The sequence below is a fragment of the Pigmentibacter sp. JX0631 genome, assembly GCF_029873255.1.
Lineage (GTDB): Bacteria > Bdellovibrionota_B > Oligoflexia > Silvanigrellales > Silvanigrellaceae > Silvanigrella.
Map to the genome: position 1 here is coordinate 1648517 of NZ_CP123622.1, position 20778 is coordinate 1669294.

General features: G+C 30.9%; 13 protein-coding genes and 1 tRNA gene. 6 read left to right on the plus strand and 8 right to left on the minus strand.

What is annotated here, in order from left to right; all coding sequences use genetic code 11:
* Positions 1 to 67: 67 nt before the first annotated feature.
* The 7 genes from QEJ31_RS07210 to QEJ31_RS07240 all read right to left on the minus strand — a co-directional run bounded on the left by QEJ31_RS07210 (position 68) and on the right by QEJ31_RS07240 (position 8703).
* Positions 68 to 229, minus strand: coding sequence for a hypothetical protein (locus QEJ31_RS07210; RefSeq protein WP_280593109.1), 162 nt, complete (start codon positions 227 to 229; stop codon positions 68 to 70).
* A gap of 157 nt (positions 230 to 386) precedes the next feature.
* The gene (locus tag QEJ31_RS07215; RefSeq protein ID WP_280593110.1) at positions 387 to 5402 is read right to left on the minus strand and encodes an RHS repeat-associated core domain-containing protein; all 5016 of its coding nucleotides are present in this window, start codon (positions 5400 to 5402) and stop codon (positions 387 to 389) included.
* A 220-nt stretch (positions 5403 to 5622) separates the two neighbouring features.
* Positions 5623 to 6537 carry a tRNA glutamyl-Q(34) synthetase GluQRS gene (gluQRS, locus tag QEJ31_RS07220; protein ID WP_280593111.1) on the minus strand — a complete coding sequence of 305 codons (915 nt, stop codon included), beginning with the start codon at positions 6535 to 6537 and terminating at the stop codon, positions 5623 to 5625.
* A 7-nt stretch (positions 6538 to 6544) separates the two neighbouring features.
* Positions 6545 to 6620, minus strand: a tRNA-Lys gene (locus tag QEJ31_RS07225).
* 113 nt (positions 6621 to 6733) lie between these two features.
* On the minus strand, positions 6734 to 7066 hold the full coding sequence (locus tag QEJ31_RS07230; protein WP_280593112.1) for an ATP synthase F0 subunit C: 333 nt from the start codon (positions 7064 to 7066) through the stop codon (positions 6734 to 6736).
* 203 nt (positions 7067 to 7269) lie between these two features.
* Positions 7270 to 8127, minus strand: a complete 858-nt coding sequence (gene atpB, locus QEJ31_RS07235; protein WP_280593113.1) for a F0F1 ATP synthase subunit A — start codon at positions 8125 to 8127, stop codon at positions 7270 to 7272.
* Positions 8128 to 8454: 327 nt separating this feature from the next.
* Entirely contained in the window at positions 8455 to 8703 is a 249-nt protein-coding gene (locus tag QEJ31_RS07240; protein WP_280593114.1) for a hypothetical protein, read from the minus strand.
* Positions 8704 to 8823: 120 nt separating this feature from the next.
* Between QEJ31_RS07240 and dnaA the strand changes: the two genes are divergently transcribed.
* A complete protein-coding gene (gene dnaA, locus QEJ31_RS07245) occupies positions 8824 to 10350 on the plus strand; it encodes a chromosomal replication initiator protein DnaA (protein ID WP_280593115.1) in 1527 nt (508 codons plus the stop codon).
* On the opposite strand, the gene QEJ31_RS07250 is transcribed toward dnaA, so the two are convergent.
* Positions 10343 to 11428 (minus strand): L-threonylcarbamoyladenylate synthase, encoded by a 1086-nt coding sequence (locus QEJ31_RS07250; RefSeq protein WP_280593116.1) that lies wholly within the window; start codon positions 11426 to 11428, stop codon positions 10343 to 10345. The genes dnaA and QEJ31_RS07250 overlap by 8 nt on opposite strands.
* Before the next feature lie 592 nt (positions 11429 to 12020).
* On the opposite strand from QEJ31_RS07250, the gene QEJ31_RS07255 reads away from it, so the two are divergent.
* The 5 genes from QEJ31_RS07255 to fsa are packed head-to-tail and all read left to right on the plus strand — an operon-like array spanning position 12021 to position 20766.
* Positions 12021 to 13199 carry a DNA polymerase III subunit beta gene (locus QEJ31_RS07255; protein ID WP_280593117.1) on the plus strand — a complete coding sequence of 393 codons (1179 nt, stop codon included), beginning with the start codon at positions 12021 to 12023 and terminating at the stop codon, positions 13197 to 13199.
* A gap of 29 nt (positions 13200 to 13228) precedes the next feature.
* Complete coding sequence (gene gyrB, locus QEJ31_RS07260) at positions 13229 to 15679, plus strand: DNA topoisomerase (ATP-hydrolyzing) subunit B (protein WP_280593118.1); 2451 nt, start codon at positions 13229 to 13231, stop codon at positions 15677 to 15679.
* A gap of 23 nt (positions 15680 to 15702) precedes the next feature.
* Positions 15703 to 18177, plus strand: a complete 2475-nt coding sequence (gene gyrA, locus QEJ31_RS07265; RefSeq protein ID WP_280593119.1) for a DNA gyrase subunit A — start codon at positions 15703 to 15705, stop codon at positions 18175 to 18177.
* A gap of 1 nt (position 18178) precedes the next feature.
* Positions 18179 to 20092 carry a hypothetical protein gene (locus QEJ31_RS07270; protein WP_280593120.1) on the plus strand — a complete coding sequence of 638 codons (1914 nt, stop codon included), beginning with the start codon at positions 18179 to 18181 and terminating at the stop codon, positions 20090 to 20092.
* A 17-nt stretch (positions 20093 to 20109) separates the two neighbouring features.
* The gene (fsa, locus tag QEJ31_RS07275) at positions 20110 to 20766 is read left to right on the plus strand and encodes a fructose-6-phosphate aldolase (RefSeq protein ID WP_280593121.1); all 657 of its coding nucleotides are present in this window, start codon (positions 20110 to 20112) and stop codon (positions 20764 to 20766) included.
* Positions 20767 to 20778: the final 12 nt, after the last annotated feature.

Below are 20778 nucleotides of genomic sequence, written 5' to 3' on the forward strand. Positions count from 1 at the left end.
TAAGGAGGTAAGATGCAATTTTTTGGGAAGAATTTTATTTTGATTTTTAAAATTTATTTTACTATTGTTAGCAGTCACCTTTAAGGGAACACATCATATTTTTCTTCCCTTTACTGGAATATTTTTGAGTTTCTGTCGATCTAAAACCCTCATCTTTATTGCTACTAGAAGCATAAACATTTAAAGAAAACAAAGTCATAAGTGCTATTAAAACAATTTTATTTTTCATAATTTTTTCCTTTTGATTGTATGCCAATTCAAATAATTAAAAGAAAAGTATGTTGTTTTATTTAATTTGAAAAGGTTACACATTTATATTTAAGTTTATCTTATAAGTCAATAAAATTTATTATTAATTTTTCAAAACAAACGCCGTGGTTATGGTATTATTTTACAGTCTCATTATTTCTCATTTTATTTAAGTAATCCATTGTATCGCCAGGTTTTCTTAATATAGTAACGGCTGTAGATACACCTCCAGCTCCCATCAAAAGCCAAAATATTTCTGAGGATATTTTGGAATAGTAATCAGCTTTTTCTTTATTACCTTCTTTAGAATAGTTTCGAGCTACCTCTCCAAAACCTTTCCCTCCAGCCCATGCTAAATCACTAATATATCCTGAAACTTTTTTCACTCCTGTTAAAACAGAGCTATTTACTATTGGTTTGAAAACATTATACATTTCAGGGAGATAATTGCTTGGCAATTTTGCTTTTGCTGTTAAGCTCACAACTCCATCTGTTGCAGCAGTTGGTCCAGCCCTTAAAGCAGCAATATCTAAGCCAACCCCCGTAAAAGAAGCTGCCATACCTAAAGCAAATCCAGTCCAGCCTAATATATGTGATATATTGCCATAGTGATCTGCATCTGCTTTATTCCCAGCTTCTGCAGCATTAGCTGACTTTCTTCCATAAATTTGTCCAGTCATCCCAATAGCACTTGATGCCAATCCAGCAACTGAAGCTGCCGATACAGCGATATCAGTTGCTGTTAAAGCAGCTGTTCCAGCAATAGCAGGTGCTAAAGTTGTACCTAAGGTAACTATTGAAAAAATAATTCCAAGTATTGAAAAGCCAATTCCTAATCCAAATACAATATTAGATGAACTTTCTCCTGTTGGATCAAATTTCATGATGGGATTATTTTCAGCAAATATGTAACCATTAAAGCCACCTTTTCCATAAGGTGAATTTGAATCATATTGCATAAATCTTCCCAAAGATGGGTTATATGCTCTATAACCTTTTCCTAAAAACTGATATCCAGAATTTTGATCAGTTGTCTCTCCATTAAAGCCAATGGTTTCAAGTTTTTTCTCACTAGAATTTGAAAGGTTAGATCTTTCTCCATAGGGTGTGTAAACATAATTATCACTAAGAAGTTTACCGTTATCATATATTTTAACTATACTTCTAGCCTGATCTAATAGGTAAAATTGAAATTTTGAATCTATATTTTTCCCGACTACATACCCATTTATTTGCAAGTAACTAGTTACTTCAGCATTTTTACTTTCATTAATTAATCTATTCCCATTAAAGTAGTAAAAACTTTTATTTCCAGAAGGATCTATTTGAGAATATAGCTCACCTAATCCGTTATAATTATATGAAGTAGAATTTCCAATTTTATCTGTGAAAGAAATTAAACGTTGAAATGGTGAATACTTCATAATATTTCCATCAGCATCTTTAATCATATTTCCATCAGCATCGTAGTCAAAGTTTCCAATATAATTTTTACTTCCACTAACTTTTAAAGAATCCAATCTTATTCCATCTTGTTTATTATATTCATATGATAAAAAATTATTTTCATTATTTTTGTATTTTATATTTACAGTTTTAATATTATTTAAAGAATCGAAAGTATAATCTTCTGAACTAATTTGATTTCCAGTTTGATCTTTTGGACATAAAGAGCCATCACAATTATAATTCGATAGATTATTCATAAAATCGTAACTATATTGCTCATTAGCATCATATTTATCTGAACTGCTACTTTTTCTTATTCTTGAAGAAATATTAAGGTTTACAGTATACTGATAATCATAACTTAAAATAATCTCATTTGAATTTGAATATTTCATATTGCTTAATAATGACATTGAATTATAAGTATAATCAACTTGTATATTATTAGCCATAATTTTAGTTTTTAGTCTTCCAAAATTGTCGTATAAAAATTCTTCAGTTTCAGAATTCCCATTACTACTAATAAATTCTGCTTTATTTAACTTATTTGAAAATGTATCATAATAGTAATTTGAAATTAAATTATTTATATCTTTTATACTTAAAAGCAAGCCTGTTTGACTATATTTGTAAGAAATGCTTTTATTATTAATATAACTGATTTGTTTTATTTTTCCATCTAAATAATATATGTAGTTTGTTTCTCCATTTGAATCTAACATTTTTGTCAAATTCTGGGTTAAACTATCGTAAATAAATGATGAAGAATACTTAGAATCTTCTCCTACTACTTCAGTTTTAACTACTTTATTAAAACCATTATAAGAATATTTTATTATTTTTCCTGATTTATTTGTTTTAGAAATTAAGTTACCATAAATGTCATATGAATATTTTATTTCTTTATTAAAAGCATCTTTTTCAGAGATTAGCATTCCAATCGAATCGAATTCTCTATTACCTAAATTAAATATTTTACCATCATTAGATATTACAGACATATTTGATAATTTATCAGTAAATAGTGGATCATAATTATATACTATTGAACGACCATCTTTAAATATTTCTTTAATTTTTTGATTAAAAGAATTGTAAACATATTGAATTGAATTTCCATTAACATCTATACTCTGAATCATATTACCAAAATCATCATACTTATTTATACTTTTACTAAATAAATTTCTTGACCCATCTAATATTTCAGTTTTTACAGGTTTGTAATTTAAATCCAAATATTCAATTTTTATTGGTGAATATTCTCCATTTCTAGCTATGACATAAGTTTCTCTTGTATTTAATCCATCATCAACCATTGAAACTTGGGTTTCTCCAGAAGGAAGAACAATATTTTTTTCCCTACCAAAAAAATCGTAGTATATTTGTTTTTTTAATGCAGAAATATTTCCATTTAAATCACTTTCAAAGATAGTTTCACTATCTTTGAATCCTTCATTTGAGTAACTATTCGTTTTAATCAGTGAATAATTTCCAGAAGAACCGGTTGAATTATACAATTGAATTTCTTTTCCTAACGAGTCATAAACTGTATAACCACTATATCCATTTGGATTTTTAAACATTACAACCGATGAGCCATAACCTAGACCATATGTACTGTCATTTAGAAAATAAGAAAAATAAGTTATTAAGGAATTTCCAGTTATATTTGGCTTAATTTCTTCTTTTACCATTCTTCCTAAATCATCATACTGATATTTTACATTAATCCCATTTAAATCTGTTTTTTCAGTTTCTTTTTTACTGAATATATTAACTTTAGATGATTCTTTTGCCAACAATTGCAGTGAATTATTATAATAATAATTTTCAGTTAAAGTATAATTATTTTGCACACTATAATTTGTGTTTTTTATATTGATTTTACATTTCCCATTGTTTCCTGCAAATGTTTTAACATATAGAGGAAGAGAAAAAGGCTTTACTATACTATTTACATTACCTATATTTTTTGAATAACTCATTAATTCGGTTTTAATTACTTTACCACATTCCGAGTCATTTGATTTACAAACAAAATCACTAGTTCTAGTTATTTTAGCTTTTAATCTTTGTTTATTTAAACCAATATTATTAGAAAAATCCTCATAGGAGTATTCTGTAACAATAGATCTTTTGTCATTATTGGAAGAAGTCACTTCTCTTTCAAGTAAAAATACAAAATCACTATTCGTTTTTTCTTTTGCAAAATATTTATAATTTTTTATAATTCCTGTTGGCTCAATGATTTGCAAAATATTTCCATACTCATCATATTGATATTTATAATTTTCGACTCGTTTGCCTAATGAACTTTTGTAAGTAGTTTTTATTTCTACTGGAAGATTATAACTTGCGCTCAAACTATCAAAATTTTTATTTTCCCAATCTTGATAAGAAAACTCTTTTATTTTTACTATTTCATCATTTTGTTTAACTGTTTCTGTCAAAATTTGATGATAGTGATTATAGTTTCTTATCGTTCTTATTTTCTCGTGATTAGGAGCATTTTTTATTTCTATTGTTGAATAAGTATAAGAATTAGGTGTTTGAAATAAGGCGTCTTCACCTTCTTTATAACCATTGAAACCTTTTCCTAAATAGTTTGAAACATCTTGGTTATATTCATAAGAAATAGAATCATTGAGAGTAGATATTCCTTCAACATTTTTTGTAATTGATAAAAATGTAGTATTTATTTTGGAAACAGCAGGGAATGATATTCCTTTTTTAGAAGAATTTAATCCGCCTTTCAAATAATTTATTAAAACAGAGGTACCTGTAGGATAATTTATTTTTGTTACTAAATAATCAGTAGAAAAATCATCTTCTTTTTCAGAATTATATTGAAAAGACATAGATTGCTTTAATGGATTAGTTAATGAAGTTAATAAGTTTTTATTAGCAGATTTTTCTACTTTTGTTACTATAGAATTATTGCCATTATTAACTTTAATTTCTACTAATGCATTACCTATATATGAAACTTCAAGAGAATTTATCTCAGAATTTGTTAAGCTACTTTTATAGTATATTTTTTCTAAGTAATTTGAATTTGTGTAAGAAAAATTAACTACTAGTCCTTCTAAATTAGTTATTGATTGAAGATTACCATAAACTTTGTCAATTATTTCTGTTTTTCCATCTTTATATTTTAAAACAATACTATTTTGATTCACATTAACTACTAAATCTTTTAATTTATAGTATTTTAAAACTGATTTTCCTAAATCTAATTTGTATGAACTTCCATTTGATAAATATAGCATACTTGTTTTTGAATCGAAGTAAGTTAAGTTCCAAAACCAGCCTTTTCCTAAGCCGAATCTATCACTATTGTTTGCTAGTGATGAATATACTATTTTTAAATCAATAGATGGAGATTCATATCCTGGGCCTGATATATTACCAATATTATAACTAATATTTAATGCGCCAGTCCTAGGATCTACATTTTTTGTTAAATCTTTAAAATTATTTGCATCACTTAAGTTATTTGTATTTAATGCGTTACTTGAAGAACTTCCAGTATTTTGACTTTGTGCTAAAGCCTTTGATCTAGATATTTTTGTATCATTTCCATAAATTACTTCCGTAACTTTAGAAATATTAATTGCATAAACATAAGATTGAAACTGTAGGAAAGAAGTTAAAATAATACAAAATATGGCTAAAATACGTTTTAATTTAGTATTCTTCATTTAGCACCAAATGAATTTGTTATATGATATTATATAACAAAGAATTACCATTTATTTTAAGTAAAACTTGATTACATAGTAATTAAAAATGTATTAATTTAATCTAATACTTTTATTAAATATCTAATAATATTAATATTTAGTATTAAATTTAGAAGAATGAATCCTTTAATTATAATTAAAAAATTCAATATTATTATATACTTATATAATACCTACTTTACTGTGCTTTCATTTTGATATTTTGTATAAATTTGAAATTCAAATTATTAACCGCATACTCAATAATCTCATGACAACTACTAAAATTCTTTCTTAATTCATCAATTGCAATCTTTTCTAAACCCAGAAAATCTAGTGCTTGTATTAAATTAGTTTGGGGAGTTGAAAAATTCAATGATTTTGCTTTATTTTGTTTTGATAATTTTTGTCCAAATTCATTTGTCACTAATGGTATATGAACATATTCTTTTCCTTTAAAATTAAGAACATTTTGAAGAAAAATTTGTCTAGGTGTTTGGAAAAATAAGTCATAGCCTCTAACTATTTCAGTAACATTTTGAAGCTCATCGTCAATAACAACTGCTAGTTGATATGAAGCAAAATTCTCTTTACGCCAAATAATAAAATCACCTATTTCTTTTGCTATATTCTGTTCATAAGAACCTTGTAAATGATCATAAAAAGAAATATTGATACTGTTTGTTTTTATTCGATATGATTGATTATTTGAAAATGGATTCTTTTTATCCAAACAGGTTCCTTGATAAATAAACTCACCTGTTTCGTTATTTTTTCTGTTCTTTTGAAGATCTTTTCTAGAACAATTACAAACATATGCTTGTTTATTAGCAAGTAGTTCATGCAAATATTCTCTATAAATGTGAGATCTTTTAGATTGATAAATTACTTCAGAATCCCATTCAAATCCATGGAGTGATAAAGAATTTAAAATAGAATTGACTGAACCTTTTTGAGCGCGATAGATGTCAACATCTTCTATCCTAAGTAACCATTTCCCTTTATAAAATTTTGCACGAATATAACTTGCTAATGCCGTAACAAGAGATCCAAAATGAAGATCTCCAGTAGGAGAGGGGGCAAATCTGCCAATGTAATTAGTTTCAATAGTCATAATAAAATGGTGAAGGGTCAGGGACTCGAACCCTGGACCAAGAGATTAAGAGTCTCTTGCTCTACCAACTGAGCTAACCCTCCATATGTTTTTCTGTTGTTATCTAAGATATATCTTTAAGTCAAGATTTGGAATAGAAAAAAGCTCAAATACCTACACAGAATTTGAGCTTTTATAGTAAACATAGGTAATAGTTTTATTTACCCAAAATTAAGAAAGCAATGATTAAACCCAAAATTGCTTGGAATTCTATTAAGGCCATTGCTAACAAGAATGGTGTAAAGATTTTATTATAAGCTTGTGGATTGCGACCAATACTCTCTAATGCACCTTTAGCAGCATGACCTTGGCCTTGACCAGCACCAACAACCGCTAAACCAATAGCTAATCCAGCGCCAATTAATTTTAGTCCTGTACCAATAGACATTCCATCAGCAGCGGCTGCAGCAGCTTCGTTTGCTAAAGCAGGCATACTAACAATAAGAGCGGTTGCAGCAGAAGCTGAAATTAAAGCTAATTTTCTTTTCATATCTTTCTCCTAAAACAAAAAAATTTTTTTCCCACTATTCTTTTGTTTACATGCAGAATTCTAGTTCCCATGTAAAGATTCAAAATAATTTGAATCACTCTTTGCAGAGTAAGGAAGTTATCATTTTATACTTAATTCCGAACAGTTAAGAACAAATTAAAACAATAATCCTTTGAATTTTCAAAAACCTTCAGAACAAAATGTTAGTGATGTTCTTTGGATTCAAGAGCTAATTTAATATAGACCGCACTGAGGGTCATAAAAATAAATGCTTGAAGGCAAGCAACAAAAGTTCCAAAACCAAGGAAAATTGCAGGTATTGGCATGAATGGAATATAAAGATCTTTCATAAGTCCAGAAAAAATTGCAAAGACAAAGTGATCGCCTGAAATATTTCCAAAAATACGAAGAGATAGAGATACAGGTCTTGAAAGTAAACTGATAAATTCAATTAGAAACATTAAAGGAGCCATCCATAAGACAGGACCTGCTAAATGTTTTATATATGAAAATCCAGCTTCTTTTAGACCGTAATAATTAAAGTAGACAAAAATAGCGATTGCAGCTGCAAAAGTAAAAGACATACTTGCTGTTGCAGGAGAAAAACCAGGCATTACACCTGATAAGTTGGAAATGATAAGCACAAAAAAAGTACCACCCAGAACTCCAACAAAACGAATCCAATTTTTTTCGCCAATAGTCGATTCTAATGTTGACGAAACTACAGACCAACACAATTCCAGAAATGCTTTTAGACCAAACTTTTTCGGAGGTAATAACTCCTCATCAGACATTTCCTCAGGTTTCATACTAGAAAAACCAGAAAAGACTGCTATTGCTGCAACCAAAAGTACGGCAAAGGCAGAAGCAAAAACTGGGGACCATTGTTCAGCTTTTAAACTTGCTATTGTAGCTGGCATATCTGGATTAAAAAACACAAAGAACTTTTCTAAAATTTCATGATACCAATTCACAACATGCACTCCTGAAGACTCTGCATAGGCTGCTTGTGCAACAACTATTGGAAACAACGTTAATATGTTTATGATTTTACGTTTCATAATGTAGATAGAGGATCCCTTCGTAAAATATCAAAGCAAACAAAAGCCAATTACCTTAAGGAAGCTTTTCTTGCAAGTAGGTAGAGCAAAAAGCTGACAAAATATGTTGCAATAAAAAAACACAAGTAAAAAATTATATTTTGGGCAGGGCATATATAGACTAAGTATGCTAAAAGAGTAAATCCTGTAAATTTTGTAAGCATTGCCCAAAAACTATTAAAAATTTTACTTGTTTTTCCGTTGGTTAAAAGCGTTGACTTCGTTTTTATGAACACCCCAGTCATAATGAGGATAGCGGCTAGACTAAAAAGGCTAATCATAATTAATTTACTCATTTTTATTAACCTCATCTGTCTTCTTCATTAAAAGTCGAATACTTCTATAAACGCTATAAAAACCAGATAACAAACAAACCACTGTCAAAGAAGATTTGATATATATAGTGGATATAGGAATATAGGCAAATAAACTTTTACCGGTTTCTGTATCTCCAAAAACCCATATAACAACGATAAAGGCAACTGTCGATGTAAATTGTCCAAGTAGTAACGCAATTAGTTTTAAATCTGAACTCATATATTTTTTACCAAAAATTAAGCAAAACACTTGACCTCACGTTTGTCGATCGTAAGAATCATGGGATGTGTTTGGGCCGAAAGTCTTCCAGGCTCTTAAACCCGCAAAGAGGTTTCCAACATGATAGATAAAGATTCAAATCAAGTTTTTATAGATAAATTGCGTTCAAGATTTGTTGAGCTTGGATTATCTAAACAAACTGCTGCAAAAATAACTAAATTAGTAACCCCTGTAAAGGTTGATGGAAAGACTATTATATCATATTGTTCTGAACCTTTTTACAAAGATCACATCATTTCCCCTAAACTTGATGAAATTGAAAAAATTGCCAGAGAATGTTGGGGGGCTGATTTTTCTTTTAAAATTGAAGATCACCCATTCCATGATTCAAAGATAGTAAAAAATAATTCTAAAAAAGAACAAAATGAAAATACTATAACTTTATTTCCTGATGATAACAATTATATAACTGATAAAAGAAAAAAACTTAAAAATAAGACAATTAATTTAGAAAAATCTATAAATACTTCTTCTAATTTAGAAATAGGTAATGAAAATCAAGTCACAGATGAAAAAGTTTTATCAATAGTTTCCTCAGAAAAACCAAGAACATTAGACGCTACTCAAAATTTTGGTACTTTTATTCGTTGTGAAAGTAACTTAGTGGCATATTCTGCTTGTGAAGCTGTGGCAAAAAATCCAGGAAATCTGTCAAATCCTTTATTTATTTATGGAGCTACTGGCCTTGGTAAAACGCATCTATTACATTCAGTAGGTAATGAAATACTTCAAAAAATACCTGATGCAAAAATCCTTTATATTACCAGCGAAGACTTTGTTAATGACGTAATTCATCGAGGAATTCGTGTTGGAAAAATGGACGAAGTTCGATCGAAATATAGTGCTTGTGATGTTTTACTTGTTGATGATATACAATTTTTAGAGAAAAAAGACGCTTGCCAAATAGAATTTTTCCATACTTTTAACGAACTTTACCAAAAACGGAAGCAAATAGTAATAACAAGTGATAAATTCCCTAAAGACATTCCAAATATTGAAGAACGACTAAAGAGCAGGTTCTTACAAGGCTTATTAGTTGATATTGAGCCGCCTGGATTTGAAGATAGAGTTGCTATAATCGAAACTAAAGCAAATTTATTAGGTTTAAAAATTAATCAAGAAATTTCATTTCTAATAGCAACGCACGCAAAAACAAATGTTAGAGAAATTCAAGGATTATTAAAAGACTTACTAATGAATCAACATATGACAGGAAGAAGTCCTACTATAGAATCAGTTACTATAATTTTGAAACGTAGATTTCCAACTGGATCAATGGAATCTACAATTGATACAACGGCTATACAAAAAGTTGTTGCAAATCATTTCCAAATAAAAATGTCTGATTTAATGGGACAAAGTCGTCAACAAAAATTTGTTGTTGCTAGACATATCGCTATGTTTTTAGCGAAAGAATTATTAGGTTTACAAATCGTTGCAATAGCTAATGCTTTTAGTAAAAAAGATCACACAACCGTATTGCATGCAATGTCAAAAGTTAAAGAACTATTGGATAAAGATGACGAATTTAGAGGTAATTTTTTGCAAATAAAAAGAAAAATAGAAGCTTTAATGCAATCTAACTAAATGTTACATATTTACCAGATGCTGCTCTGAAAATTCTATCATAAATAGCAATTAATTCTTCATCACTCGCTTCAGAAAAATCAGGTAATAAAATATATTCTGCATTATGAATTATTTCACTTTTCCGCAAGTAACTAAATAAATTTTTACTTGCTTCCAAATTATTTCCATTCATTGATAGATCATAATATTGTAAAACTTGTTCAGAATACTTTAAATTTTTCCCATTAAAGTCAATTAAGATAGTTTTTTTTAGATACTTTTTTAGAAATAATTCAGTTGTAACTTTATTTTTATTATTTTCATCTACTAAAATAAAAGATTCTATATTAGGTGAATAATGGGTCAATAATTGCCCTGGAGAGTCTAATTTTTCATTTTCAGAAGAATTCGAAACAACAGTTTTTTTAACTTTTTTTAGATTGAATGTTATCTTATTTTTCTTTAAAATCGAAGCAATTTGAATAGTACTGATAAAGCCTGGGCGTAATAAATGAATTTCATCATCTTCCATAATTTTAATAATTGTAGATTCTATTCCAATATTACAATCCTTATCTTGTTCTAAAATTATTAATTTTTCTTCATTTCCTAAATCATCCATTACATGTTGCGCTGTAGTGGGGCTCACATGCCCAAATTTATTCGCACTAGGAGCAGCAATCGGTAATTTAACTAATTTCAAAAGTTTTAAAGCAGTTTCTCCATTAGGAATTCTTAAGGCGATAGAATCACCTCCTGCAGTTACTATTTTTGGTACACTACCAGAAGCCTTCACAATCATGGTTAAAGGACCTGGCCAAAACTCGTTCCCCAAGATGTCAAAACATTGTCTTTGAAAAGCAGTCATTTCTGATAAGCTTTCTGCTTGAACCATTCCACTTAAGTGAACAATAAGAGGATCTGATTTTGGTCTACCCTTTGCAAGAAAAATCTTTTCAAGGGCTTTTTCATTTAGTGCATTTGCACCAAGCCCATAAACTGTTTCTGTTGGAAAGGCGACTAATTCCCCTGCTTGTAGAAGCTGGGAACATTCTGCAAGTGACTCAGGTTTTAAAGCAGTTACAATTTTTGCCACATTCATCTCCAAATTTTTATTCATTTCGAGTTCTTAAAAGACTTATCCACATGTTATCCACATAGATCATCCATCATTAGGATGTTCGCATTTTTTCCATATTTTAGAATGATTTTCAATGTTTTTCTAAAAAGTTATCCACATTAAAAACCAGAGTTATCCACATAACCCCAATCTAAAAAATATTATATAACATCACTTATGGGAATTTCTACGACCACTTTGGGTATGTGGATAACGTGTGGACAACATGTGGACAACGTGTGGATAAGTACAAATGCTTAAAAAGTAATCACTATGTTATCCACATGAATTTTGAGTTTTCCACATCCTATCCACAGGTTTTCCACACGTTATCCACACGATTTTCAAGCTCAAAATAATGCTTTAGCACTTGAATTAATAAAGAAAAAACTTCTTCATTAGTAAGTTATCCACATAAAATGGCTTCACCTACTACTACTTCTAATATTTTGTTTTTAAATTTCTATTTAAGTGTATAAGAAGAGTTCCCCAAACAATCAAGCTTGAACAGCTGTAGACAATGGGTTAAGCAAATCACGTACAGGTAAATTTTTTTAAAGGTGGACATATGTTTAAAAAGAGCAAACGTTTTTTTTCATCCGACGTCCAAAGCATAAGCCCTGAAATATCAGCTGAGTTTGACAGGGACAAATTGGCGAGTGCGTTATTGTCAGTTAGTGCTGCACAAATAGACCCTGATATCGGATGGGTACAATTATCTTTTTCTGGAGGAAAAAAAGTAATTATTTCCTCTATAAGCCATAATTTAGCAATTAAATGTGAAATTGAAGCTCCATATTCGGGACAAGGTGTAATTAAAGTATCAGGAAAGCAATTTTCTGATTATGTAAAACAATTACCTTCAACTAAAGTCTTTTTAAAAGCTGAATTACCTTCAAGAATTCAATTAAAATGCGGAAGAAGTTCTGCAAAAATTCAATTAGTGCACGATCAGTCGCAAAGCAAAATTGATATACCTGATGCTGGAACTTCAATTAAAATTAAAGGTAATTTTATAGAACGTTGGGTATCTAGTTTTAAAGACTTCGTTTCTGTCGATGATAATCGCTTTTATGCTAATGGTGCTTTAATTTGGGCAGAAAGAAATTCAGAAGGAGTTCTACATGCTGTTGCAAGTGATGCCCTACGGTTAGCAAAGGCATCACTCACAGAAGGTATTCAAATTTTAAATTTAGATAACAGTCAGGTTTTAGTACCAAAAAAAGCTTTAGATGAATTAAAAAGAGTTGCAAACATCATGCCTGATACTGATTTCATATTGAAGTGGCATGAAAAGGAATTATTTTTTTCTGTAGAGGCAGATGATTACACAATGTTTGCAAAGTGTATTGCGGGTCAATATCCACCCTATGAAGCAGCTATTCCTCAACAGATCAACACAGAAATTCAATTAGATCTTAAGTCTATCCAAGATAGTGTAAAAAGATCCTTATTATTTGCAGATAAAAATAAAGTTATGAAATTTCATTTTGAAAACTCATTACTCACTATGGCGAGTTCTACTCCTGGTCAAAAGGAAGGTGAAGAAGTTATTGAGATGAGTTCTTCTATAGCATCTCCATTTGAAGTAAACTATAACGGTCACTTGATTATAGGTATTTTAGGTGTTTTATCGGGATCAAGAGTTAATTTTGCTTGGGAAAATATGAACAGACCTGTTAAAATTACTGGCGAAAGTCAAAGGGGATTAGAAGTATTTTATCTTTTGGTTCCTGCACGTTTTTAAGTTTTCAATTTTTTTTAAAGAAATGAGCTATGTTTAATAAAAATAAAGCAATTGTTTATGATCCAAATAATAGTCAGAAGAATGATGATGGGTATGGTTCTTCAAACATTACGGTTTTAGAAGGTCTTGAAGCAGTAAGAAAAAGACCTGGTATGTATATTGGAAATACAGGATCAGTTGGTCTTCATCATTTAATTTATGAAGTTGTAGACAATTCAATCGATGAATATTTAGCCGGACATGGTTCACAGATAGACATTACTTTGCATTTAGATGGGAGCGTTACCATTGCAGATAATGCAAGAGGTATTCCTGTAGATAAACATCCATCAGGTAAAAGCGCATTAGAAGTTGTTATGACTATTTTACATGCTGGTGGAAAATTCGACAATGAAATTTATAAAACTTCAGGTGGTTTACATGGAGTTGGTGCTTCTGTTGTGAATGCATTATCAAGTTATTGTAGAGTTGAAGTAAAAAAGAATGGTGGTGTTTACGAACAAGAATATAAATGCGGTATTCCTCAATTTGAAGTTAGAAGAATTGGAGATACTAATGCGCATGGTACTTGTACAACTTTCAAACCAGACTCAACTATTTTCCAAGAAACTACTGAATTTAGTTTTGACTATTTATCTTCCAGATTAAGGGAACTTTCTTTTTTAAACAAAGGGATTTGTATAAAATTAGTTGATGAAATAAAGGATAAATCCCAAGAATTTAAATATGAAGGTGGGCTAGTAAGCTTTGTTGAATATTTAAATAGAAGCAAAGTAGTTATTCACTCAAAACCTATTTATATGCTGGTTGATAAAGATGAAACTATTGTAGAAATAGCGCTACAATGGAATGATGGATATTCAGAAAATGTTTATTCATATGCAAATAATATAAATACTATTGAAGGTGGAGCGCATTTAACTGGTTTAAGAGGTGCTCTTACAAGAGTAGTAAATCAATTGGCTTCTGCTGATAAAAATGCCCAAAACTTAAAAGAAGGTTTAGCTCCTGATGATATTCGAGAAGGCCTTACAGGAGTTGTTCATGTAAAATTAAGAGATCCTCAGTTTGAAGGACAAACTAAAAATAAACTTGCCAATTCCAGAATCAGAACCTTGGTTGAAAGCTCTTTAAATGAAAAATTAACAGATTATTTTCATGAAAACCCTGATATTGCAAAGAAAGTAGTATCAAAAATTGTAGATGCTGCCAGAGCTCGAATAGCTGCACGAAAAGCAAAAGAATTAACTAGAAGAAAAAGTGCTCTTGATTTAGGTGGATTGCCTGGGAAAATTGCTGATTGTCAAGACAGAGACCCTGCTAATTGTGAATTATTCATAGTGGAAGGTGATTCTGCGGGTGGTTCTGCAAAACAAGGAAGAGACAGAAAAACTCAAGCAGTATTGCCATTAAAAGGTAAAATTTTAAATGTTGAAAAAGCCACAACTGATAAAATGCTTTCTAACCAAGAAATCCGTTTATTAGTTCAAGCTTTAGGAACCGGTATTGGTCGTCACGATAATGATGTTGATATTTCTAAACTTCGTTACCATAAAATAGTGATCATGACAGATGCCGACGTCGATGGAGCGCATATTAGAACACTATTTTTAACGTTCTTTTATAGACAAATGCAAGAAGTAATAAAAAGAGGACATTTATATATTGCTCAACCCCCTTTATATCGATACAAAAAACAAAAAGTGGAACGTTATTTAAAAGATGATGTTGCTCTTGAAAAATTTCTCGTTGAAATTGCTATGCAAGACGCTTCTATTCTTGATGCAAAAGAACAAGCTATAGAAATATCGGTTGTGAAAAATATGTTAGCATGTGTTGAAAGAAGAAATAGAATATCAAGTATTCTTTCACGCCGAAGAAGTAGTGTTTTTGTTAATTTTTTAAGCAGTCATTCTTCTATATCACCAGAAACATTTTATAATAAAAATGGTTTTGAAAAATTTGTGGAAGAAATTAATCTTCATTGCTTAAAATATGGACATGTTCATACAAGAATTGATTTTGATAGTGAACATAACAGATATTTTGCAACTATTGATTTACAGTTATCTGGTAAATCATATCATTTTAAATTCGATTTTGACTTTATAAGTTCTTCTGAATTCGAGGAATTAAAAAGACTTTCTAAACAATTAGAGACAACCTTTCAATTACCTCTAAAATATTCTCATGATAAAAAAACGAAAACTGTTACTTCATGGATAGAATTAAGAGAATTTCTTCTTGCTGAAGGTAGAAGTGGTGCATATATACAACGCTATAAAGGTCTAGGTGAAATGAATGCTGAACAGTTGTGGGAAACTACTATGCAGCCTTCAACCAGACAATTTCTGCAGGTCACCATTGAAGATGCGATGGAAGCAGACAATATATTTTCTATGCTAATGGGTGACGATGTTCCCCCAAGAAAAGAATTTATTGAAGCTAATGCCTTAAATGTTAGAAATCTAGATACCTAAATTGAAAAAGTTGGAAAAAAAATATGTCACTAGAAAAAACAAGTGTGCTTTCTGCTAATATTAATGATGAAATGAAAAACGCTTACTTAGACTATGCCATGAGCGTAATAGTAAGTCGGGCTTTGCCAGATGTTCGTGATGGTATGAAACCGGTTCATAGAAGAGTTTTATATGCCATGTACGAACAAAATAATGTTTATAATAAGCCATTTAAAAAATCGGCACGTATTGTCGGTGATGTTCTGGGTAAGTATCATCCTCATGGTGATTCAGCTGTCTATGGTGCTTTGGTACGCTTAACTCAAGACTTTTCTATGCGCTATCCTTTAATTGATGGTCAAGGAAACTTTGGTTCTATCGACGGCGACTCGGCTGCGGCAATGCGTTATACAGAAATTCGTCTTGCAAAAATATCTGAAGCTTTAATGGCTGATATTGAAGAAGATACAGTAGATTTTGGTCCTAACTATGACAATAGTGAAGTTCAACCACTCGTTCTGCCCACCGTGTTACCTCAATTATTGATTAACGGACAAAGCGGGATAGCTGTGGGAATGGCTACCAATATTCCTCCTCATAATCTTGGTGAAGTTCTTGAAGCATTGCTACATTTGCTCGAAAAGCCTAAAGCTACTATTGAACAGCTTATGCATTATATTAAAGGACCAGATTTTCCGACTTATGGAATGATTTGTGGTTTAAAAGGTATTCAAGATGCCTATAGAACAGGGCGCGGTAGCATTGTAGTCCGTGGTAAAGCAGTTGTAGAAGCGACAAAAGGCGGTAAAGAGCAAATTATTGTAACTGAATTGCCTTATCAGGTGAATAAGCTTACATGGATTGAAAAAATTGCTGAATTAGTGAAAGAAGAAGAAATTCTAGGTATTTCAGATATCCGTGATGAAAGTAGCAAAGAAGGAATTCGGGTCGTCATTGAAATTAAAAAAGGTGAAAATGCTGAAGTTATCTTAAATCATTTATACAAAAGAACACGTTTACAAGACTCCTTTGGCGTAAATATGGTTTGCATAGTCAGAGGTGTGCCTAAGCTATTAAATATTAAAGACACTTTAGAATGCTTTTTAGAGCATCGACTTGAAGTGATTACGCGTAGAACTAATTATCGCTTACGCAAAGCCGAAGATCGTTTGCATATTTTAGAAGGTTTAAAAATAGCAGTTGATAATATTGATCGAGTTGTAGCTGTTATTCGTGGCGCTGAAAGCAGAGAAGATGCAAAAGAAAAATTAATTTCTTCATATTCTCTTTCAGAAAAGCAAGTAACTGCAATTCTAGACATGCGCTTAGTTCAATTAACAGGCTTAGAACGTTCAAAAATTATTGCAGAACATCAAGAAACTCTAGAAATCATTGCTGATTTAAAAGATATTTTGAGTAAGCCTGAAAGAGTAAGAGCTATTGTTAAAGAAGAGTTTTTAAATTTAAAGAGTTTGCATAGTGATAAACGGAGAACTGAAATTGTAACTGAAGCCGGAGACGTAGATATTGCAAGTCTTATCCCACCAGCTGATGTGTTTATTACTTTTTCCAGTTCTGGCTATATAAAAAGAGTAAATCAAGACGAATTTAGAACACAAAATAGAGCAGGAAAAGGAAAAACAGGAGCGGCATTAAAAGAAAATGATGCTGTGAAATTTACATTCCACGCACATACACATGACTATGTTTTAATGTTCTCAAATCTTGGTAAAGTTTATAGCTTTAAAGTTTATGAATTGCCTGAAGCTTCTGCTACTGCACGTGGGAAATCAATCAATCAAATATTGACTATGTCAAGCAACGAGCAAATTACTGCTATGTTGCCAGTAAAAGAATTTGTTGAAAATAATCATATTCTGATGGTTACAAAACAAGGAACAATTAAGAAAACTGAATTATCATCTTTTTCAAATATTCGTGCAGGCGGTTTAAGGGCTGTTACTTTAGAAGATGGTGATACACTTGTTTCAGTTAAAATTACTTCAGGAACAAATGAAATAATAATTGCCACTGCCAATGGTCAAGCCGTTCGCTTTGATGAAGATGACGTGCGTTCAATGGGTAGAACTGCGAAAGGTGTTAAAGGCATCACTCTTGATGAAGATGAAAAAGACTACGTTGTCGCTGCCGAGGTTGTACAACCTGAAAAATGCTTACTTGTTGTAACAGAAAATGGTTATGGGAAACGGAGTAAGCTCGACGAGTATCGCAAAACAAGTAGGGGCGCAAAAGGCGTTAAAACTATAAAAATAAGTGAACGCAATGGCAAAGTGATCAGTATGATGCCTGTTGCCGAAGACTCAGACATTGTGTTAACAACAAATACGGGTAGAGTTTTAAGAATTGCTGTGTCTTCTTTAAGAATTATGGGCAGAGTTACCCAAGGCGTATGCTTAATGCGTATTCTAGAAGGAGAAAAAATAGTTTCCGTTTCAACTCCAAGCGAATTTGATGAAACTCCTGTAACACATTTAGATTCTTCTGAAGAAGTCGAGTAAAATGAAAATTAAAAAAACATTAAGAAATTTTTTTTGTGTACTAAATATTTTTATAATTTTTTCTTTTTTAGCATGTAGTAAAAGACCTCTTCCACCTAAAATTGGAAACAATATTTCTTTTCCGGGGAAGTTGGTTGCTCTAGATTCTACTCACTTTTTATTGCTAAACACAGTAGCAAATAATGCATATAGGGATGGAAGTATACAATTGTATTCTGTCGATTCATCTACTGGTGCTTATACTTTAATGAATTCCTTGTCTATTCCAACGCATGCTTCAGATATTGCTGTAGCAAAAGATAAAAAATTAGTCGCAGTATCATTTGATGGTACTTATAAAACTACAAATATTCTATTTTATAATTATAGTAACTTGAATAATCCAACTGCAATAAGTAATTTAACTTTAACTTTAGATAATGCTGGTGGAAAACAAGCGGTAAAAAATTTAAATTTCTTTCAAAGAAATAGTGATACTAATCATTATGTTTATGGTACAATAAATTCATTTACCAATGATGATGGTACAAATGGAAATATTCCAGCAAGAACATTTTTAGCACAAGTAGATCAAAACTATACTAATACTAATTTATTAATGATGCTTTCTTATGGAGTAAATGATAAAAAATCATTGGCACCAAAATCAGATTCATTATTAACTAATAATGGAAATAATGGTGTACAATATACTTTTGGGTATTCTGCTCCTACTTATGTAGGAGGTTCTTTAGATTTATTTGTTGCTTTTCCAACAGGATCTATGGGCGGTTATAGTAGTGGTAGTAATACGTTTCCTTATCTGCCAGATGCTTTAACTTATTTTTCTGCGGCGGGAAATACAAGAGCAACTTGTAATGGTTCTCCTTGCACAACAACTTCCGATTTACGTACTGTATCTATGGCTGTTGTGAATATGCCTGAATTGTTAGCTGGTGTAGGTGTAAATAACTCTACATACTTTGTTCCTTTAGCATGGAACCAAAATGTTATGCCTTATAATTCATTAACAAATGGAAAAACCATAAAAGCGCCAAACAATACAAGTGATTCTGATTTAAATTCTTTTGCATTTCAAACTAATTTTTGGAGCTCCTATTGGGCAAATACAACAAATAATGGAAATGGAGTTTCAAGTTGTTACACTTCTACAGCAACTGCTGTTAATAACCAAAATAGTATTTTAGGTGATAACACCTTATTTGTAGTAAAAAATGGTACTAATGGAGCAAATGATCTTTCTGCAGATGGCGGAAAAGGTGGTTTGGGGAATGAAGTCATTGGTATAAGTGGATTAGATATTTTACAGTCTAATATAGTAACAGATATAAAACCTGCTAGAACTAGTGCTGCAATTACAACCGGCGAAACTGATTTTAAATCCATAGCTAATTATCAAGTAATTGATATAAACAATAAAGTTACTACTTTTACTGTTAAACCTTGGATTAATCAGCAAGGTTCAAATCTACAAAATAAAGGCCCCCTTTCTCCATTTATCTATTCACGGACGACAAACGCACAAAATGCCGCCGAAAATAACCTTTTTGATTCTACGCCTTCAGGTATTTTAAATTTGGGAGTTCTAAATTTTGGAGGAAATACTTGTCGACCATATTGGGCTAGATCGACGAATATGGTGGGAGCAATGGGACGCGAAACTTCTTGGTTAACAGCAAATCCTTACACATTTACATCGGCTAGTAGATATTACAACATTTTCCCGAACCTACTACAGTCAGCCGATCCTACAAAACTATCTGTTTATTCTTTTAAACCAGGTTCTGGATCTCAATCATGTGTTGATTTAAATCCAACAGCAAATAAACCAAAAGTTTTTTGTGCGAATTTTTTGACTTCTGATCTTTCTAAATTTAGTGTTAGCCAAAGTGATCCAGTATTTACTTCATATTAATTAAATTGGAAGATATTATGAAAATATTTATTGATTCTGCTGATATTAATGAAATTAAAGCTGTTGCTGAACTTGGTGTTTGTGATGGTGTAACAACAAACCCTACGTTAATTGCAAAATCAGGGCACGATTTTAAAAGTATTCTTTTAGAAATAATTAATATAATACCTGGCCCTGTATCAGCTGAAGTTATTTCAGCTGATGCCAAAGGAATGTTAAAAGAAGCCGAAGAACTTGCCAAAATTGCTAATAGTATTGTTATTAAATTACCTTTAACACAAGAAGGCTTAAAAGCCTGTAAAGCTTTGACTGGGAGAGGGATTAAAACAAATGTAACTTTATGTTTTAGTGTTGGCCAAGCGCTCTTAGCTGCAAAAGCAGGTGCAACTTATGTTTCTCCTTTTATAGGCAGATTAGATGATATTGGTGAAGAAGGAATTCGCTTGATATCAGAAATAAAAGAACTTTATTCTGCTCATAAAGTGGAGACAAAAATATTAGCTGCTAGCATTAGAAATCCACGGCATGTAACCGATGCTATTATTGCTGGAGCGGACATAGCTACAATTCCTTATAAAGTTCTTTTACAATTATATAAACATCCTTTAACTGAAAAAGGTTTATCCCAGTTTTTAGAAGATTGGGAAAAATCTGGTCAAAAAGACATTGTCTAAGTAAGATAAAAA